The 17,947-nt window shown below is 64.8% G+C and carries 9 protein-coding genes; 3 read left to right on the top strand and 6 right to left on the bottom strand.

Annotation, left to right across the window (positions count from 1 at the left end):
• The first annotated feature begins 96 nt into the window (after positions 1–96).
• Positions 97–2,811 (top strand): DNA ligase D, encoded by a 2,715-nt coding sequence (ligD, locus tag BRADO_RS27100; protein WP_012029390.1) that lies wholly within the window; start codon positions 97–99, stop codon positions 2,809–2,811.
• Between the two features lie 68 nt (positions 2,812–2,879).
• Here ligD and BRADO_RS34380 read toward each other — a convergent pair whose 3' ends face one another.
• Positions 2,880–3,044 (bottom strand): DUF3309 family protein, encoded by a 165-nt coding sequence (locus BRADO_RS34380; protein ID WP_012029389.1) that lies wholly within the window; start codon positions 3,042–3,044, stop codon positions 2,880–2,882.
• Positions 3,045–3,215: 171 nt separating this feature from the next.
• Here BRADO_RS34380 and BRADO_RS27095 point away from each other — a divergent pair, with 171 nt between their 5' ends.
• Positions 3,216–3,527: a polyhydroxyalkanoic acid system family protein gene (locus tag BRADO_RS27095; protein WP_012029388.1), complete on the top strand. Its 312-nt coding sequence runs from the start codon at positions 3,216–3,218 to the stop codon at positions 3,525–3,527.
• Here the strand turns inward: BRADO_RS27095 and treY are convergent, their stop codons facing one another.
• The 5 genes from treY to treS are packed head-to-tail and all read right to left on the bottom strand — an operon-like array spanning position 3,528 to position 15,618.
• The gene (treY, locus tag BRADO_RS27090; RefSeq protein WP_012029387.1) at positions 3,528–6,332 is read right to left on the bottom strand and encodes a malto-oligosyltrehalose synthase; all 2,805 of its coding nucleotides are present in this window, start codon (positions 6,330–6,332) and stop codon (positions 3,528–3,530) included.
• A 2-nt stretch (positions 6,333–6,334) separates the two neighbouring features.
• Positions 6,335–8,101, bottom strand: a complete 1,767-nt coding sequence (treZ, locus tag BRADO_RS27085; protein WP_012029386.1) for a malto-oligosyltrehalose trehalohydrolase — start codon at positions 8,099–8,101, stop codon at positions 6,335–6,337.
• The gene (glgX, locus tag BRADO_RS27080; protein WP_012029385.1) at positions 8,098–10,173 is read right to left on the bottom strand and encodes a glycogen debranching protein GlgX; all 2,076 of its coding nucleotides are present in this window, start codon (positions 10,171–10,173) and stop codon (positions 8,098–8,100) included. Before glgX ends, treZ begins: the two co-directional genes overlap by 4 nt.
• A gap of 4 nt (positions 10,174–10,177) precedes the next feature.
• Positions 10,178–12,316 carry a 1,4-alpha-glucan branching protein GlgB gene (gene glgB / locus BRADO_RS27075; RefSeq protein ID WP_012029384.1) on the bottom strand — a complete coding sequence of 713 codons (2,139 nt, stop codon included), beginning with the start codon at positions 12,314–12,316 and terminating at the stop codon, positions 10,178–10,180.
• A complete protein-coding gene (gene treS / locus BRADO_RS27070; RefSeq protein ID WP_012029383.1) occupies positions 12,313–15,618 on the bottom strand; it encodes a maltose alpha-D-glucosyltransferase in 3,306 nt (1,101 codons plus the stop codon). Before treS ends, glgB begins: the two co-directional genes overlap by 4 nt.
• Before the next feature lie 344 nt (positions 15,619–15,962).
• Between treS and malQ the strand changes: the two genes are divergently transcribed.
• Entirely contained in the window at positions 15,963–17,915 is a 1,953-nt protein-coding gene (gene malQ, locus BRADO_RS27065) for a 4-alpha-glucanotransferase (RefSeq protein ID WP_012029382.1), read from the top strand.
• Positions 17,916–17,947 lie beyond the last annotated feature (32 nt).

The raw sequence follows: 17,947 nt of genomic DNA, 5'->3' as shown, positions 1-17,947 counted from the left end.
GGGAACGCGGAACTTTGCCCGGTGTTATCATGCGGACCAGCCGGTTTCACGACCTCGCCGGCTTTGCTACGCTACCGCTCAACGCGAGGGATCACCGTGGCGCTCAAGAAGCTTTCCACCTATCGCAAGAAGCGCGATTTCGAAAAAACGGCAGAGCCGTCCGGTGACGCCAGGATCGCGCCCGCCGCGCGGCCGCGCTTCGTCATCCAGAAGCATGACGCCACCCGGCTCCATTACGATCTCAGGCTCGAATTCGACGGCGTCTTCAAGTCCTGGGCAGTGACCAAGGGGCCGTCGCTCGATCCGCACGACAAGCGCCTCGCGGTTGAGGTCGAGGATCATCCGCTCGACTATGGCGATTTCGAAGGCACGATTCCTGAAGGCGAATATGGCGGCGGCACGGTGATGCTGTGGGACCGCGGCTATTGGGAGAGCGATGATCCCGAACGCGGCTTCACGAAGGGCGACCTGAAATTTACGCTTGAGGGTGAGAAGCTGCACGGCAGCTGGGTGCTGGTGCGGATGCGCCACGACCGCACCGGCGGCAAGCGCACCAACTGGCTGCTGATCAAGCATCGCGACGAGTTCGCCCGGGAAGGCGCGGCCAACGACGTTCTCGATGCCGACAAGTCGGTGGCCTCGGGTCGCACCATGGAGCAGATCGCGGCCGGCAAGGGCAGGGCACCGAAGCCGTTCATGCTCGCCAAGAGGCAGCGCATGAATGCCGACGCCATATGGCACTCCAATCGCAGCGACGGCGAAACGAAGACCAGCAAGGTGTCGACCAAGGCAGCATCGTCGAGAACGAAGGCCGCGAAGGCAGGGAGGGCGAAGTCCTCGCGCGTGTCGAAGATGGCGGAGCCAAAGACCGTCTCGTCGCTGCCAGACTTCGTGCCGCCCGAGCTGTGCACCTCCGTCGCACAGCCGCCCAGCGGCGAGGGCTGGGCGCACGAGATCAAGTTCGACGGCTACCGCGTGCAGATCCGGGTCGAGGATGGCCAGGCGGCGCTGAAGACGCGCAAGGGCCTCGACTGGACCGCCAAGTTCGGCGTGATCGCCGAGGCGGCTGCCAAGCTGCCGGATGCGATCATCGACGGCGAGATCGTTGCGCTCGACAAGGATGGTAACCCGAACTTCTCCGCGCTGCAGGCGGCGATCTCGGCCGGGCAGACCGACGAGTTGGTGTTCTTTGCCTTCGACCTGATGTTCGTCGAGGAGTTCGACCTGCGCCGCCAGCCGCTCCGCGAGCGCAAAGCACGCCTGGCCAAGCTCTTGAAGGCCAACATCAAGGGCAAGACGCCCGTGATCCGTTACGTCGAGCATTTCGAGAGCGACGGTGAAGCGGTGCTGGAGTCGGCGCGCAAGCTATCCCTCGAAGGGATCGTCTCGAAGAAGCTGGACTCGGCCTATCACTCCGGTCGCACCGAGAGCTGGACCAAGGCGAAGACCCGTCCCGGCCACGAGGTCGTGGTCGGCGGCTGGAAGACCACCAACGGCAAATTCCGCTCGTTGATGGTCGGCGTCAACAAGGACGATCATCTCGCTTATGTCGGCATCGTCGGCACCGGCTTCGGTCAGGATACGGTGAAGGCGATCATGCCTGCGCTGAAGGCGGCCGCATCCGACAAGAGTCCGTTCAGCGGCAAGAATGCCCCGCGCAAGGCGCGCGAGGTGCATTGGCTCAAGCCCGAGCTGGTCGCCGAGATCGAGTTCGCAGGCTTCACCGGAGACGGCAATGTGAGACAGGCCTCGTTCAAGGGGCTGCGTCAGGACAAGCCGGCGCGCGAGGTCGTCGCGGAGGAGCCGGTGGTCGCGGCCAAGGTGACGAAGCCGGTGGCGCGGGCCGCCGCCACGGTCGCGACCGGCGGCACCACGGTCCACAAGACGCCGTCACGCACCAAGGGCGCGGCCACGGTGATGGGCGTTGCGATCTCGAAGCCGGACAAGGCGCTATGGCCGGATGCGGGCGATGGCGAGCCGGTCACGAAGCTCGATCTCGCCACCTATCTGGAAGCGGTCGGCGACTGGATGATCGAGCATCTGAAGGGCCGGCCGTGCTCGATCGTCCGTGCGCCCGACGGAATCGGCGGCGAGAGGTTTTTTCAGCGGCACGGCATGCAGGGCATGTCGGACCTGCTCGAACTGGTAAAGGTGTCCGGAGACCGGAAGCCTTATCTGCAGATCGATCGCGTTGAGGGACTGATCGCGGTGGCGCAAGTGGCCGCGGTCGAGCTGCATCCGTGGAATTGTGCGCCCGATGCCTACGATGTGCCGGGCCGCCTGGTGTTCGATCTCGATCCGGCACCCAACGTTGCATTCGAGGAGGTGATCGCGGCGGCCAAGGAGATGCGGCAGCGTCTCAAGACGCTCGGCCTGGAGAGCTTCTGCAAGACCACCGGCGGCAAGGGCCTGCATGTCGTGACACCGCTGCTGCATGGCGCGCGCGACCAGGTGACATGGCCGGAGGCGAAAGCGTTTGCGCAGGGCGTGTGCCAGTGGATGGCCAATGACAGCCCCGACGACTATTTGCTCAACATGTCGAAGAAGCTGCGCAAGGGAAAGATCTTCCTCGACTATCTGCGCAACGATCGGATGTCGACGGCGGTTGCCGTGCTGTCGCCGCGGGCGCGCGAGGGCGCGACGGTGTCGATGCCGGTGACGTGGGCGCAGGTGAAGAACGGACTTGATCCCAAGCGCTACACCATCCGCACCGTACCGGCGCTGCTGGCCAAGACCAAGGCGTGGGATGGCTACGATGATGCAGCCGGAGCGATCAGGCCGGCAATCAGGAAGCTGACCGACACGTTGTGAGAACTCTGAGATCGTTCGGGCAGACGTGGTTTGCGCCACATCTGCCCAACGACGTCATCGCAGGTAGATCAGATCCGTCCGAGCAGGACAAGGATCAGCACGATGACGATGATCAGGCCGAGGCCGCCGCCGCCGTAATAGCCGGTGCCGTAGAACGGGCCGCCGCCGATGCCGGAGAAACCTCCGAGCAGGGCGATGACGAGAATGATGAGGATGATCGTTCCGATGGACATGTACTTCCCTCCAGAGCCCGGCAGCGGGGCGGTGCGTCACTCTGCCTTCGCCGAGGAAACTGGTCGGAACTTCGAAAGTTCCGGAGATGGATCAGGTAAAATGGGGGGTGTGGCTTTGCGGTCGTAACGCGTCGTGACTACATCAGGACGGTTGTTAGTCAGGAGAATGCGATGTCAAGGCCGCTTGTCGTTTCCATCCCGCATCGCCTCGGCAAGGACGAAGCCGTGCGCCGGCTGCAATCCGGCCTGAGCCGGGCCGCGAGCAGCATTCCGGTGCTGAGCGTGGATGAGGAGCGCTGGGAGGGGGACAAGATGTTCTTTCGCGTCCGCGCGCTCGGGCAGGCGGCGTCCGGCCACGTGGAGGTCGCCGAGGATCGCGTCCAGGTCGAGGTCACTCTGCCCTGGTTGCTGCAGCGCTTTGCGGAGGCCGCGCAGAATGCCATCCGCAGCCGGGGACAATTGCTGCTGACCAAGAAGAACTGATCAGCTCTGGGTTGCCAGCACAGGCGTCTGCTTGGTGCCGAGGCTGGGGGAACTTTCCGCGCGGGCTGCGAGCACCGCGGCGGGAAGATGAGTGAACAACGCGGAGACGGGGAGGGCGCCGTTCTGGATCTGAGGCGCGGAATAGCCGGGAAGATGCACGGTCGCGTCGAATGCATCCGCGTGCGGCCAGACGCGGCCGCTGTCGGCGAAAGGCGCCAGGGAGCGGGCGATCACAATGACGACCGCCTCGCGGCCGCGACGGCGCGCAAAGGCTATGATGTGCCCGGCATGCCGCCCGCTCACCTCCAGCGGCTCGTAGGAGCCGTCGGTGAAGACCGATGGCAACGCTTGGCGCAGCTTGAGCAACTCGTGCGTCCAGGCGAGCTTGATGCGGCCATCGGGCCAATGATCCGCGAGGTCGGCCCAATCGGGCGACTCGTTCTCCCGCAGCGCCCGCTCGCGCGCAGCGAAATCGACCGGGCGGCGGTTGTCGGGATCGACCATCGACAGATCCCAGAACTCGGTGCCCTGATAGAAATCGGGCACGCCCGGCATCGTCGCTTTGAGCGTCAGCTGAGACAGCGAGTTCAACGCGCCCAGCAGCGCGATCCGCTTGGCGACGGTCTCCAGCGACTGCAGGAACTCGGCCGAGCGCTCGCGGTCCAGGATGCGTTCGATGAACGTGCGCAAGCCATTTTCATAGGCCTCGTTCGGATTGAGCCAGCTGGTCTCCTCCTTGCCCTCACGCGCGGCCTTCAGCGCATAGGCCTGGAGTCTTTCGACCAGCGACTCATCGGCGCCGCTCGCAGGCCAGATGCCGACGAGAGTCTGATAGAGCATATATTCGAAGGTCGCCGAGGGCGCCCGCATGTTGCCGTCGGTGACGACATGCGGTGCATTCATCGTCTTCCAGCGCGCCACCGCCGATGTCCAATCGTTGGGAATCTCGGTCAGCGCCGCAAGGCGGGTGCGGGCATCCTCGCCGCGCTTGGTGTCGTGGGTCGCGGTCGCCGTCATGCCGTGCGGCCAATGCTTGGCCCGCGCCTGCATCAGCGTGTGGAAATCGCGGATCGCCAGCGCATGCGCGGAGGGATCACCGCCGACCTCGTTGAGCGCGAGCAGCCGATGGAAGCGGTAGAAGCCGGTGTCCTCGAGCGATTTCGCCATCATCGGTCCGGTGAACTGCTGCACTTTCAACGCGAAGCGGCGGACGCGCGGAACGCTGTGAGTCGTGTTGCGGTCGCGTTTGATGAGGTCCATCGTCAGTGCGTCGCGCAGGAAGTCGAAGATCGAGCCGTCGGAGGCGAACCACTCGGCGCGGGCAGCCGCGATGGCATGGTCGATCAGCTTGCGGTCGGCCTCGGTCGGTCCGGCGCCGGTGAGATAGGTGCGATAGACCGGGAAGTGCAGCACATAAAGCTCGAGCGCCTGGCGCAGACTGTCCTCGGAATAATCGCGCGTGGAATAGTGACCGTTGGCGATGCGCGCCAGCAGGCGCGTCAACACGGTGAACTCGGAGGTCAGCAAGGTCTCGAGGACGCGCCGCTTGGCCTCCTTGATGACCGGCGCAAGCTTCGGCGGCTTGTTGCTGATCTGCCGCCAGATCTCGTCGAGCGGCTCCAGCCCCTTGCCGTCGATCAAGAGCTGCGTGATCACGTTCATCCACTCGTAGCCGGTGGTGCCGTGCACGCCGGCGAAGCTCGGCAGCTTCTCATGCTCGCAGAGAATCTTCTCGATGACCACGTAGAACGGACCGACGGCCGGTCCGCGCGCGTCGCGAATGAGACGCCGCAGGCGCTGGAAGTATTGCGCGGGATCGCGCAGCCCGTCGATATGGTCGAGCCGCAGCCCCTGCAACTGGCCGTCGGCGATCAGCTTCTTGACCAGCCGATGGATTGCCTCGAACGTGCCGGCATCCTCGACGCGCAGGCCGGCCAGCGTGTTGACGTCGAAGAAGCGGCGATAGTTGATGTCGCTGGAGGCGAGCCGCCAGTGCCCGAGCTTGTAGTGCTGGCGCTCCAGCAGATGATGCAGGGCCAGCGTCTGGGCCGGGCGGCCCTCGCCGGCCCGATAGGCGGGCAGACCGCGAGCAATGACGTCGGCGGCACCTGGAATGGCCTTCAGCGCAGCCTTGAAGGCGGGCGCCTCCTTGCGGTTCGGATGACGCAGGCCGCGGTAGCGCGAAGCGAGGTCCAGGATGGCCTTGCCATCCGCGCTGTTCTCCTCGCCGGCCTCCTTGAGTATGATGCGCAGCATCTCGCCATATCGCTCGGGCGCGACCGGCAGCCGGTGCTCGAAGTACCAGCAGGAGAAGGAGCCTTCCTCCGCGTCGTAGCGCAGCTCGATGTCGCCATGTTCGAGCGCGTGGCCGTAGGACGTTCCGATGATCGGCAGCAGCACGCCGCCGCGCGCGCGATAAGGCAGCTGATCCCAATCGATGTCGAACGAGGCCGCGTGCGGCGAGGCCTGCCCCCATTCGAGCACGTCCAGCCACCAGGGATTGTCGTCGAAATGCACGCCGACATGGTTGGGCACGAAATCGAGGATCAGCCCGAGGTCGTGCGCTGTCAGCGCGGCACTGAGCTTGGCAAAGCCCTCCTCACCGCCGAGCTCGGGATTGAGCTTGGCATGGTCGGTGATGTCGTAGCCATGCGTCGAGCCCTTGCGCGCCGTCATGAACGGCGAGGCGTAGACATGGCTGATGCCGAGCGCCTTGAGATAGGGCACGACGCGCGCCGCGGCCTCGAAGTTGAAGTCGGCGGTGAGCTGCAGGCGATAGGTCGCGAGCGGAATGGCGGGAGGCATGGCTATCCTCCGATGCTCCAGAACACGGACCAGGGCGGCAGACAATCGCCCGGCGTGCCGCCCCAGATGGGTGTGCCGACGGTGTTCGCCGAAGCGCCTGCGATCTCCGTGCCCGAAACGTTGGCGAGCAGCCGCAGTGTGCTGCCGTCTCCCATCACCCAATGCCCGGTCAGGCGGCCGTCTTCGCTGACGTCGGCTTTGCCGAATCGCGCGCCCGGCAACCGCGGCGCCACGTGCTTGTGGCGCACAGCGAGGAGATCTCGCACCAGAGCCAAGCGCTCACGGCCAGGCGATGTGCTGCGCGCGTCCCAATCAATGATGGCGGACTTGAAGGTTTCGATGTCGAGCGGATCGGGGACCTCGTCGCCATATCTCGCGTATGCCCACTCATACTCCTTGCGGCGTCCCTTGCGCACGGCGTTCGCGAGATCGCCCTTGAAGTCGCAGAAGAACGGGAATGGCTGTTTCGAGCCCCATTCCTCGCCCATGTAAAGCATCGGCACGGTGGGTGCGAGCAGTGTGACCGCCAGCGCTGCAGCAATACCTTCGGGCGGCGCCAGTACTTCAAGGCGATCGCCGAACACGCGGTTGCCGATCTGGTCATGGTTCTGCAAAAAATTCACGAAGGCACCGGGGGCGAGATGACCGCTCGGCTCGCCCCTGTTGATGCCGCCCCAGAACGTGGCCTGTTCGCCCTGATAGACGAAGCCGGAGGCGAGCGCGCGTGCAAGATCGCGGGTCGGCGATTGCTGATAGTCGCCGTAATAGCCGCCGGTCTCGCCGGTCAGCATCACATGCCAGGCATGGTGATAGTCGTCGTTCCACTGCGCGCGAAACTTTCCGCGAGGCGGATCCTCCGCCGCGTCCAGCATGCTGGCGCGGTTGTCGCCGTTTTCCAGCACGAGGTGGATCTGCCGTCCTGTGCGCTCGACCAGCCTGCCGACGGCCGCACTGAGATCGTGCAGCATCGGGATCTCGCCTTCATTGTGGAGGATGTGATTGACGGCATCGAAGCGCAGTCCGTCGAAGCGATAGTCAGTCAGCCAATGCAGCGCGTTCTCGATCGCGAACGCGCGGACCTCCGGCCTCCGGTAGTCGATAGCGCTGCCCCAGGGCGTATGCGCGTCGGTGAAGAACGTCGGTGCGTAAACGCCTATAAAGTTTCCTTCCGGGCCGAAATGATTGTAGACGACGTCGAGAAACACCATCAGCCCGCGCAGATGCGCCTCGTCGATGAGCGCACGGAGATCGTCGGGGCGGCCATACACGCTGTCGGGCGCATAGAGCAGTACGCCGTCATAGCCCCAGTTGCGGCTGCCGGCGAAATCTGCCAGCGGCATCAGTTCGAGCGCGGTGATGCCGGTCTCGACCAGATGATCGAGCTTGTCGATCATCGCCCGATAGGTGCCATGTTGCGTGAACGTGCCGACATGGCTTTCCAGGAACACCGCATCCTGCCACGGTCGTCCGCGCCAATCCTCCGCGCGCCACGCGTAGCGGCCGTGATCGATCACCTCGCTCGGGCCGAACACGTCCTCGGGCTGAAAGTCGGAGCCGGGATCGGGAACGTCAAGTTCGTCATTGATGCGAAATTTGTAGCGCGCGCCGGCGCCGACGCCCGAGACATGGAGCGTGTACCAGCCGCCATCACCGCGCTGCATCTCATGTTGACCGTCGAGCACCAGATCAACCCGCTTCGCCGCGGGCGCCCACAGCCGGAAGGTCGTGCCGTTTGCCGTGATCGCGGGTCCGAACTGCCGCGCGGTCATGACAGGCCCGCAAACGCCAGGACGGAGCGGGGCGGGGCCTTGAGGTCCGTGCCGGACGCGAAGTCGATCGGCTTCTGCTGGGCTTCGGTGGTGTTCAGAACCTGTTGCCAAATCTTGGTTTCGGCGAGCTTGGGCAATTTGAATCCGATCTCTTCGGGGGCCGCGTTCAGAACGATAAAGATCGGAGCCTGCTCCTGTTCCACCGGGGCGAGCACATAGGCGAGAAATCGTCCATCGGGAAAGGTCCAGTCGGTTTGCGTCATCTCCTCCGCCGAAGGCGTCAGCCACAACACGCCGAAGCTGCCGTCCGAGCGGCGGCCGTCCAGCCAGCGCCGCGCACGGATCTGGCCGAAGCGGCGGCGCAACTCGGTCATATGCGCGATGAAATCGATGAGGTCGTCGCCCTCGCGGCCCATGCCGCTCCAGTCGATCCAGCCGACCTCGTTGTCCTGGCAATAGGCGTTGTTGTTGCCGGCTTGCGAGTTGCCGACCTCGTCGCCCGCGAGCAAAAGCGGCAAGCCTTGTGCGAGGAACAGACAGGCGAGCTGGTTCTTGCGCGACTGCCGGCGCAGCGCGTTGATCACGACGTCGTCGGTCGGACCCTCGTGACCGAAATTGTTGCTGTGGTTGTCGTTGGAGCCGTCGCGATTGTCCTCGCCGTTCGCCTCGTTATGCTTGCTGTTGTAGGCGAAGAGATCGGCCAGGGTGAAGCCATCGTGGACGGTGACGTGGTTGACGCTGGCGCGCTGGGTGCGGCCGTCGTGATTGAAGATGTCAGAGGAGCCGGTCATGCGGCTCGACACCTCGCCGATCAGGCTGCCTTCGCCGCTCCAGTAGCGGCGCATGGCGCTGCGATAGCGGTCGTTCCATTCCGACCATTGCGACGGGAACGCGCCGACCTGATAGCCGCCAAGGCCGACGTCCCAGGGCTCGGCGACCAGCTTGACGCCGGCGAGCACCGGGTCCTGGCGGATCGCGGTGAGGAAGCCGCTGCGCCGGTCGAAGCCGTGCTTCTCGCGGGCGAGCGTGGTGGCGAGGTCGAAGCGGAAGCCGTCGACATGGCAGACCTCGACCCAGTAGCGAAGAGAGTCCATCACCATCTGCAGCACGCGTGGATGCGTCAGGTTGACCGACGAGCCGCAGCCGGTGAAGTCGTCATAGAAGCGCGGATTGTCCGGCTTCAGCCAGTAGTAGGAGGCGTTGTCGATGCCGCGGTAGCACAGCGTCGGGCCGAGATGATTGCCCTCGGCAGTGTGGTTGTAGACGACGTCGAGCATCACCTCGATGCCGGCATCGTGCAGCCGCGCCACCGTGGTCCTGAAAGCGTCGAGCGGGTTGTCCTGCGCGTAGCGCTGCTCCGGCGCGAAGAACGAGATGGTGTTGTAGCCCCAATAGTTGACCAGCTTCTTCTCGACCAGCATGCGGTCGTCGATGAAGGCGTGGATCGGCAGCAGCTCGATCGTGGTGACGCCCATGCGCTTCAGATGCTTGATCATCGCCGGCGACGACAGCCCGCCATAGGTGCCGCGCAGGTTCGGCGGCACGTCGTCGCGTCTGTTGGTCAGGCCCTTGACGTGGGCCTCGTAGATGATCGTGTCCTCCCACGGGATCTGCGGGCGCATCTCGCGCCGGCCCCAGTTGAAGGTCTCGTCGATGACGACGGCCTTCGGCATGCCGCGCGCATTGTCGCGGCGGTCGAAGGAGAGGTCCTCGCGCGGCGAGCCGGCACGGTAGGCGAAATGCGCGTCGCTCCAGACAAGGCGGCCGGCGAGCCGCTTGGCATAGGGGTCGAGCAGCAGCTTGTTGGCATTGAAGCGGTGGCCGCGCTCCGGCTCATAGGGGCCATAGACGCGGTAGCCGTAGAGCTGCCCGGGCGAGACGTCGTTGAGATAGCCGTGCCAGACGTCCTCCGTCCGCTCCGGCAGCTCGATGCGCTCGATCTCGCGGCGGCCCTGGCTGTCGAACAGGCAGAGCTCGACCTTCTCGGCATTGGCGGAGAACAGGGCAAAGTTGGTCCCTCGCCCGTCCCAGGTGGCACCGAGGCGGGCGTGACTTCCTGCGGCCAGGCGCATCGCGTCAGGCTTCCGGGACGAGAAATACCGCTGCCATGGGCGGGAGGATGAGGTTGAGGTGCTGATCTTCAGAGGCATGGACCTGGCCGACATTGCCGACATTGCTGCCGCCATAATGCGAGGAGTCCGAATTGAAGACTTCCCGCCATGTGCCGCCGAGCGGCGCGCGGACCCGGTAATTGTAATACACGTTTGGGGAAAAGTTCACGACCACGACGCAGTGGGCGCGCTCATCAAAGCCTTTTCGCACCCAGGCGAACACGTTGCGGTCGGCATCGTCGGTGATCAGCCACTCAAAGCCCTCCGGATCGCAGTCGCGCTCGTGCAGCGCCGGCTGGTTGCGGTAGAGGTGGTTGAGGTCGCGAATCAGGGCCTGGATGCCGGCATAGCGCGCATCTCCCAGCAGATGCCAGTCCAGCGAGGTGTCGTGATTCCATTCCCGCTCCTGGGCGAGCTCGCAGCCCATGAACAGCAGCTTCTTGCCGGGATGGCCGAACATGAAGCTGTAATAGGCGCGCAGGTTGGCGAAGCGCTGCCAGTCGTCCCCGGGCATGCGGCCCAGGATGGAGCGCTTGCCGTGCACGACCTCGTCATGCGACAGCGGCAGGATGAAGTTTTCCGAAAAGGCGTAGTGCAGGCCGAACAGGATCTCGCCGTGGTGATATTTGCGGTGGATCGGGTCCTTGCTGACGTAGCGCAAGGTGTCGTGCATCCAGCCCATGTTCCACTTGTAGCCGAAGCCGAGCCCGCCCGTGTCGACGGGACGCGATACTTGCGGCCAGGCGGTGGATTCTTCGGCCGCGGTCGTGGCCTGCGGGAAATGGCCGAACACGTCGATGTTGGTCCGGCGCAGAAACTCGATGGCTTCGAGATTCTCGCGTCCGCCATATTTGTTGGGGATCCAGCCGCCCGAGGGACGGCTGTAGTCGAGATAGAGCATCGAGGCGACGGCGTCGACGCGCAGGCCGTCGATGCCGTAGCGCTCCAGCCAGAACAGCGCGTTCGAGCGCAGGAAATTGGCCACTTCGGTGCGGCCGTAATTGTAGATCAGCGTGCCCCAGTCGAGATGCCGGCCTTGCATCGGGTTGGCATGCTCGTACAGCGCGGTGCCGTCGAAATGGCCGAGCCCGTGCGGATCATCCGGGAAATGGCCGGGCACCCAGTCGAGCCACACCGCAAGGCCCTCGCGGTGACAGGCATCGACCAGCGCACAGAAGTCCTCAGGGCTGCCGAAGCGGCTGGTTGGCGCGTACAGGCCGGTCGGCTGATAGCCCCAGCTGCCGTCGAACGGATGCTCGTTGATCGGCAGGAATTCGATATGGGTGAAGCCCATGTCGCGCGCATAGGCCGGCAGCTGCTCGGCCAGTTCGCGATAGGTCAGCCACTGATTGTTGTCCTTGCGCCGCCACGAGCCGAGATGCACCTCGTAGATCGAGACCGGCTTGTTCAGCTTGTTGATGTCATGAGGCGCCGGGCGCGGCCGCGGCAGACGCGTCTCATCCACCACGATCGACGCCGTCTTGGGGCGCATTTCGGCCGCGAACGCCATCGGGTCGGATTTCAGCGGCAGGTGCTCGCCCTGCGGACCGATGATGTCGAACTTGTAGTGGTCGCCAGCCCGGGCGCGCGGGATGAACAGCTCCCAATAGCCGTTGCCGCGCACCCGCATCGGATGCCGCCTTGCATTCCAGAAGTTGAAATCGCCCACCACGCTGACGCGCCGCGCATTGGGAGCGAGCACCACGAAGCCGACGCCATCGACGCCGTCGATGACCATCGGATGTGCACCGAGCTTGTCGTAGAGCCGCTCATGATTGCCTTCCCCGAGCAGGTGCAGGTCGAAATCCCCGAGGATCGGGAGGAAGCGATAGGGGTCCTCCAGATCGGTCACGGAATCGCCGAAGGTCGCGCGCAAGCGATAGCGCTGCATCGACGACATCGTCCCGGTGAACAGACCAGCATCGTGAATGCGCGCCAGTGGCGCGACCTCGCCGTGCTCGCCCACCACCTCGACCCGGGAGGCCTCCGGCAGGAAGGCGCGCACGATGGTTTGGCCGTCGACGTTGTGCTGACCGAGATAGCGAAACGGGTCGGCATGCCGGCCCTCGATGATCGCAAACGCCTCGGGAGAAAGATGGGTCATGAAGACTCGCTGGAAGGGGCTGACTCGGACAGGACGCGAAGCAGATTGCCCAGCGCGACGCGCAACCAGTCCGGCCGGTGAGCCAGATCATATTCGAGCGCTCCGAGCGCTTTTTCCAGCAGGAAAAAGTTAAGGAGCGCCTCTGCGCTGCGCGAATTCTCCGGCCAGAGCGGCTCCGTGGCCTTCACCTCGTGATAACCGGCCAGAAAGGCCGCAATGGCGCGATCGCGCCATTCCGTCAGCGCGGCAGCGAGCCGGCCATGGTCATCGGGGCTGGCCCGCAGCGCGCGTTCGAGCGCCACGCGCACGGAGCAGTCGATCGAGCGCAGGAAGCCCGCGATGTCGCGCGCCGGCGGCGCCTTGCGCCAGCGCTCGGCAAGCGGCAGCCCTTCGTCGCCGTCGAAGTCGATGATGACGATGTCGTCCCTGACGATCAGGATCTGACCCAGGTGAAAGTCGCCATGCACGCGGATATCGCAGCCGTCCATCTGGTAGGGAAGAAGATGACCCAGTCTCTCCGACAGTTCACTTCGCCTCGCGAGGACCTGATCGGCCAAACCGCGCTCGGGGTCCTTGAGATGATCGTGGCGCTCGCTCAGGCTGGCGACGATCCGCACGGCCTGGGCCCGAAGCCGGTCGATCCAGTGATCGAGGCTATCGGCCGTGGTCGGCTCGGGAGCGAAGCCGGGGATGTCGCCGCGCGAGGCCAGGGCTGCATGCAACTCCCCGGTGCGTCGGCCGGTCTGGGCCATGTAGCGCAGATAGGGTGAAAGCTCCTCGCTCTGTCGTTCGTCGCCGCTCGTGGCGAACACGCGCTGGTCGTCGATGTAGCGGTCGAGATAGGCCGCGGTGACGGTCCAGCCGTCGCCCTGATTCTCCACGAAGCCGTGCACGGCGCCCACCGTGCGGCGCTCGTCGTCCTGGACCAGCTCGACGCTGCCGAGCAGCGGTGGCACGTTGGAGAACTGGACGCTCTCGGTGAGGAAGCGGCCGAACTCGACTTCCGGATGAGGGCCGGCCTCGAGCTCGCGATAGATCTTGATGAAGAACTCGTTGTTGACGACGGCCTTGCTGCTGCAGCGGTCGGTCTCGATGACGCGCACCTGCTCGGACTCGCGCACCGGCTTGTCGGGAAAGCGCGAGGTCGGGCGGAATTCCAGCCGCAGCCCGTTCTCCTCGACGGTGAGCGACTGCGCGAGATTGCGCAGCAGCAGCGACAGGAATATCGGATTGGTGGCGGCATCGAGCAGCGTGCCCTCGCGGGCGCCCTGGCGCACGGCGGCGAACGCCTGCGGATTGTAGCGCTCGCGATCGAACCGCACCCAGTCGATCTGCATCGGTAGCAGGTAGCGCATCTCGTCCTTGCGCTCGGCGGCCTTGAAGAAGATCAGCCACGGACGGTTGTCGCCGATGTCGCAAAATGGGATCGCGGACGTCAAAGTCGGGTGGATCGCGTCTGGCGTGCGTTCGGGATACCAGCGCGTGCGCGCGAGATGGCCGGGCAGCACGTCGCGCTCGAACAGGCTGCGAGTGCGCGCCAGCGACACCCAGGTCGAGCCGAGCGGCACCACCAGCGTCTCGAATTCCGGTACGGCGCGCTGAACCACCGGCTCCGACTTGTCACGCTCCTTGAGCTGGAACCAGTAGAAGCTATAGGGCGACAGCGTGATCATGTAGGGCAGCTCGCCGATGGCGGGAAAGCGCGAGCGGCCGAGCATCTCGACCGGAATGCGGTCCTTGAATGCGGAGAGATCGAGCTCGGTCGCCTGCGCCGAGCGCGACAAATTGGCGACGCAGAGAATGACCTCGTCCTTGTATTGCCGCACATAGGCCAGCACGGAGCGGTTGGCCGGACGGATGAACGTCATCGTGCCCCGGCCGAAGGCGAGCGTCGACTTGCGCACCGAGATCAGCTTCTTCGTGGCGTTGAGGAGCGACGACAGGCTGCGTGACTGCGCCTCGACGTTGACCGCCTCGTAGCCGTAGACCGGGTCCATGATCATCGGCGCGTACAGCCGCGCCGGGTCGGCGCGCGAGAAGCCGCCATTGCGGTCCGGCGTCCATTGCATCGGGGTGCGCACGCCGTTGCGGTCGCCAAGATAGATGTTGTCGCCCATGCCGATCTCGTCGCCGTAATAGATGATCGGCGTGCCCGGGAACGACATCAGGAGCGAGTTCATCAGCTCGATCTTGCGCCGGTCATTGTCCATCAGCGGCGCCAGCCGCCGGCGGATGCCGACATTGATACGCGCGCGTGGATCGTTGGCGTAGGTCGACCAGAGATAGTCGCGCTCGACGTCGGTCACCATTTCGAGCGTCAGCTCGTCATGATTGCGCAGGAACAGCGCCCATTGGCAGCTCGCAGGGATGTCCGGCGTCTGGCGCAGGATGTCGGTGATCGGGAAGCGGTCCTCCTGCGCGATCGCCATGTAGATGCGCGGCATGAGCGGGAAGTGATAGGCCATGTGGCACTCGTCGCCCTGGCCGAAATATTCCTGCACGTCCTCCGGCCATTGGTTGGCCTCCGCCAGCAGCAGCTTGTCCTTGGCGTAGTTATCGAGCTCGACGCGCAGGCGCTTGATGATCGCATGCGTCTCGGGCAGATTCTCGTTGTTGGTGCCGTCGCGCTCGCAGAGATAGGGGATCGCGTCGAGGCGGAAGCCGTCGACGCCGGCATCCAGCCAGCGCTTCATCACCTGGATGATGGCGCTGACCACGCGCGGATTGTCGAAATTGAGATCCGGCTGATGTGAGAAGAATCGATGCCAGTAGAACTGGCCGGCTTCCGGATCCCAGGTCCAGTTCGACTTCTCGGTGTCGGTGAAGATGATGCGCGTGCCAAGATATTTCTGGTCGGTATCGCTCCAGACATACCAGTTGCGCGCGCTCGATCCCGGCGGGCTGCGGCGCGCGCGCTTGAACCAATGGTGCTGGTCGGAGGTGTGGTTGACCACGAGCTCGGTGATGACGCGCAGGCCGCGGCGCTGCGCCTCCTGGATGAAGCGCTTGAACTCCTTCATCGTCCCGAAATCGGGATTGATGCTGCCATAGTCGGCGATGTCGTAACCGTCGTCGCGGCCGGGCGAGGGATAGAACGGCAGCAGCCACAGCGCGGTGACGCCAAGATCCTGCAGATAATCGAGCTTCTCGGTGAGGCCGGCAAAATCGCCGATGCCGTCATTGTTGCTGTCGGCGAATGCCTTGACGTGCAACTGGTAGATGATCGCGTCCTTGTACCAGAGGCCGTCGCCATCGGTCTCGGTCTGGAGGCTCGGGGCGTCCAGGGATGACATCACGTTCATGAGGCCCTCACACCGAAGAGAGAACAACAAGGGATCGGCTGTGGTCGGAGGCGCGCGAGCGCCGGCCAGATGCGGCTCTCCTCAAAAGAGGGCAGAATAGGGGAGAAAGCGCCGGGGATCGCGACGCTCTCGAACGTGTGCGGAAATTTGTTCACGGTGATGCCATTGACAAGAAAACCGTGTCCCGGTTCGCTAGGAACCGGAACCACCCGATACAAAGCCGCAGTCCGGGTTTTTGTTCCCCAGGGAACGAGGGCCAGCGCGGCGCGTTAGGGGCCTATCCTCTTGCCGTCCCACAACAATTTCACGACGTGCGACCCTCGCGACGTCAGAACGCGTGTCGAATGGATCTCTACAGCCAAGCTCACAGTCTCGGAATCCTGACAGAATTCTATGACGGTCAGGGCAATCGCCGCGTCACCGACGAGGCCGCCCTCAAGATCATCGTCGAGGCCTTTCCCAGGCCGACGCCGCATCGGCTGCTCAGCGGCGCGATCGTGATTCGGCCGGCCCAGCCGACGCGAAGCCGGCTGAGCGATGCGGCCAAGTTGCCGGTCCAGTGGACGGTCAGGCGCGGCGATATCGCCGTCGCGCGCGGCGAGACGGGTGAGGCGTTCATCGAATGGCCGGTGGATCTTCCCGCCGGCAGCTATCGCGTCGAGCTCCTGGATGCGTCGTCATGCCGCGAGGAGTTGCCGCTGCTGGTCGCACCCGACAAGGCGTTTTCGGGCGATTTCGATCGCGTCTGGCTGCTGGCCGTGCAGCTCTATGGCATCAAATCGCGCCGCAACTGGGGGATGGGCGACTTCACCGACCTCGCCAACCTCATCGAGACCTGCGCCAAGCTCGGCGCCGATGGCGTCGGCCTCAACCCGCTGCATGCGCTGTTCGACGATCGTCCCGGCGATTTCAGCCCCTATGCGCCGAACAGCCGGCTGTTCCTCAATGCGCTCTATGTCGACGTCGAGCAGGCGCCGGGCTTTGCCGACGGGCCCCATAGCAAGGTGCTGGAGCCGCTGCGGCAGGCCGAACTGGTCGACTACAAGGGCGTGGCGGCGTTGAAATGGCCGGCGCTGCGCGCGGCCTTCGATGCGTTCATGGCCGCGCCCGACGCTGCCGATGCGGCCGAGTTCAAGGCCTACCGCGCCGAGCGCGGCGATCTTCTGGCGCGCTTCACCTGTTTCGAGGTGCTGCGGCATCGCTTTCAGAAGCCTTGGTGGGAGTGGCCCGAGGGGTGGCGGCAGCCGGATGCGGCGCGCTGCGCGGCGCTGCTCAACGGCCCGGATGCGCGCGAGGCGGATTTCGTTGCCTATGTGCAGTGGCTGGCCGAGCGGCAACTGCGCCGTTGCAAGGATCTTGCCCATCGCCTGGGCATGAAGGTCGGCCTGTATCTCGACGTTGCCGTCGGCGTTCAATCCGACGGTTTCGATGCCTGGAACGAGCAGGGCGCAATCTCGCGCACCCTGTCGGTCGGTGCGCCGCCGGATCCGCTGAATACGGTCGGGCAGAATTGGGGCTTGGCCGGCTTCAATGCACCTGGGCTCGAGCTCAGGAATTTTGAGCCCTTCAGAGAGATGATCCGTGCCTCGATGCGCCATGCCGGCGCGATCCGGCTCGATCATGTGCTCGGGCTGAAGCGGCTCTATCTGGTGCCGCATGGTTTTCCGGCCAAGCAGGGCGCCTATGTGCAGATGCCGTTCGACGCGCTGCTCGCCGCCACCGCGATGGAGAGCGTCGCCAGCCAGTGCATCGTCATCGGCGAGGATCTCGGCACGGTGCCGGAGGGGTTCCGCGAGCAGATGGCCGATTGGGGACTGTGGTCCTACAAGGTCATGATCTTCGAGCGTGACGACAACGGCCGCTTCCGGGACGTCGACTACTATCCGCCGAACGCGCTGGTCACGCTGAACACCCACGATCTCTCCACCTATGCCGGCTGGCGCTCGTTCGGCGACCTCAAGACCAAGCGCGGGCTGGACATCGATCCCGGCGAGACCGACCAGGATCGCTGGCATGCGCTCGGGCTGTGGGACGAGGTGCTCCGCCACAACGGGATCCACAACAACGACGTTCACTCCGCGATCGGCTTCCTGTCGCGGACGCGGTCGCGGCTGCTGGCGATCTCGCTGGAGGATCTGCTCGGCGTCGTCGATCAGCCGAATATCCCAGGCACCATCGACGAGCATCCGAACTGGCGTCGCAAGATGCCGATCGACCTGGAGGACATCACCGGTGCCGTGGGCGTCGACGCGCTCAAGGCCGCAACCGCTGAACGGATCAGCCCGGCCAGCGTTTAAGCAGCGGGGAATTCGGCGGGGGGCATTTGCAC

The sequence above is a fragment of the Bradyrhizobium sp. ORS 278 genome (assembly GCF_000026145.1).
GTDB lineage: Bacteria > Pseudomonadota > Alphaproteobacteria > Rhizobiales > Xanthobacteraceae > Bradyrhizobium.
This window is presented reverse-complemented; position numbering and strand designations above follow the sequence as displayed.

Coding starts and splice junctions, on each gene's coding strand:
- malQ (WP_012029382.1), top strand. CDS start 15,963: ATGGATCTCTACAGCCAAGCTCACAGTCTCGGAATCCTGACAGAATTC.
- BRADO_RS27095 (WP_012029388.1), top strand. CDS start 3,216: ATGTCAAGGCCGCTTGTCGTTTCCATCCCGCATCGCCTCGGCAAGGAC.
- BRADO_RS34380 (WP_012029389.1), bottom strand. CDS start 3,044: ATGTCCATCGGAACGATCATCCTCATCATTCTCGTCATCGCCCTGCTC.
- treS (WP_012029383.1), bottom strand. CDS start 15,618: ATGAACGTGATGTCATCCCTGGACGCCCCGAGCCTCCAGACCGAGACC.
- treZ (WP_012029386.1), bottom strand. CDS start 8,101: ATGACCGCGCGGCAGTTCGGACCCGCGATCACGGCAAACGGCACGACC.
- treY (WP_012029387.1), bottom strand. CDS start 6,332: ATGCCTCCCGCCATTCCGCTCGCGACCTATCGCCTGCAGCTCACCGCC.
- glgB (WP_012029384.1), bottom strand. CDS start 12,316: ATGACCCATCTTTCTCCCGAGGCGTTTGCGATCATCGAGGGCCGGCAT.
- glgX (WP_012029385.1), bottom strand. CDS start 10,173: ATGCGCCTGGCCGCAGGAAGTCACGCCCGCCTCGGTGCCACCTGGGAC.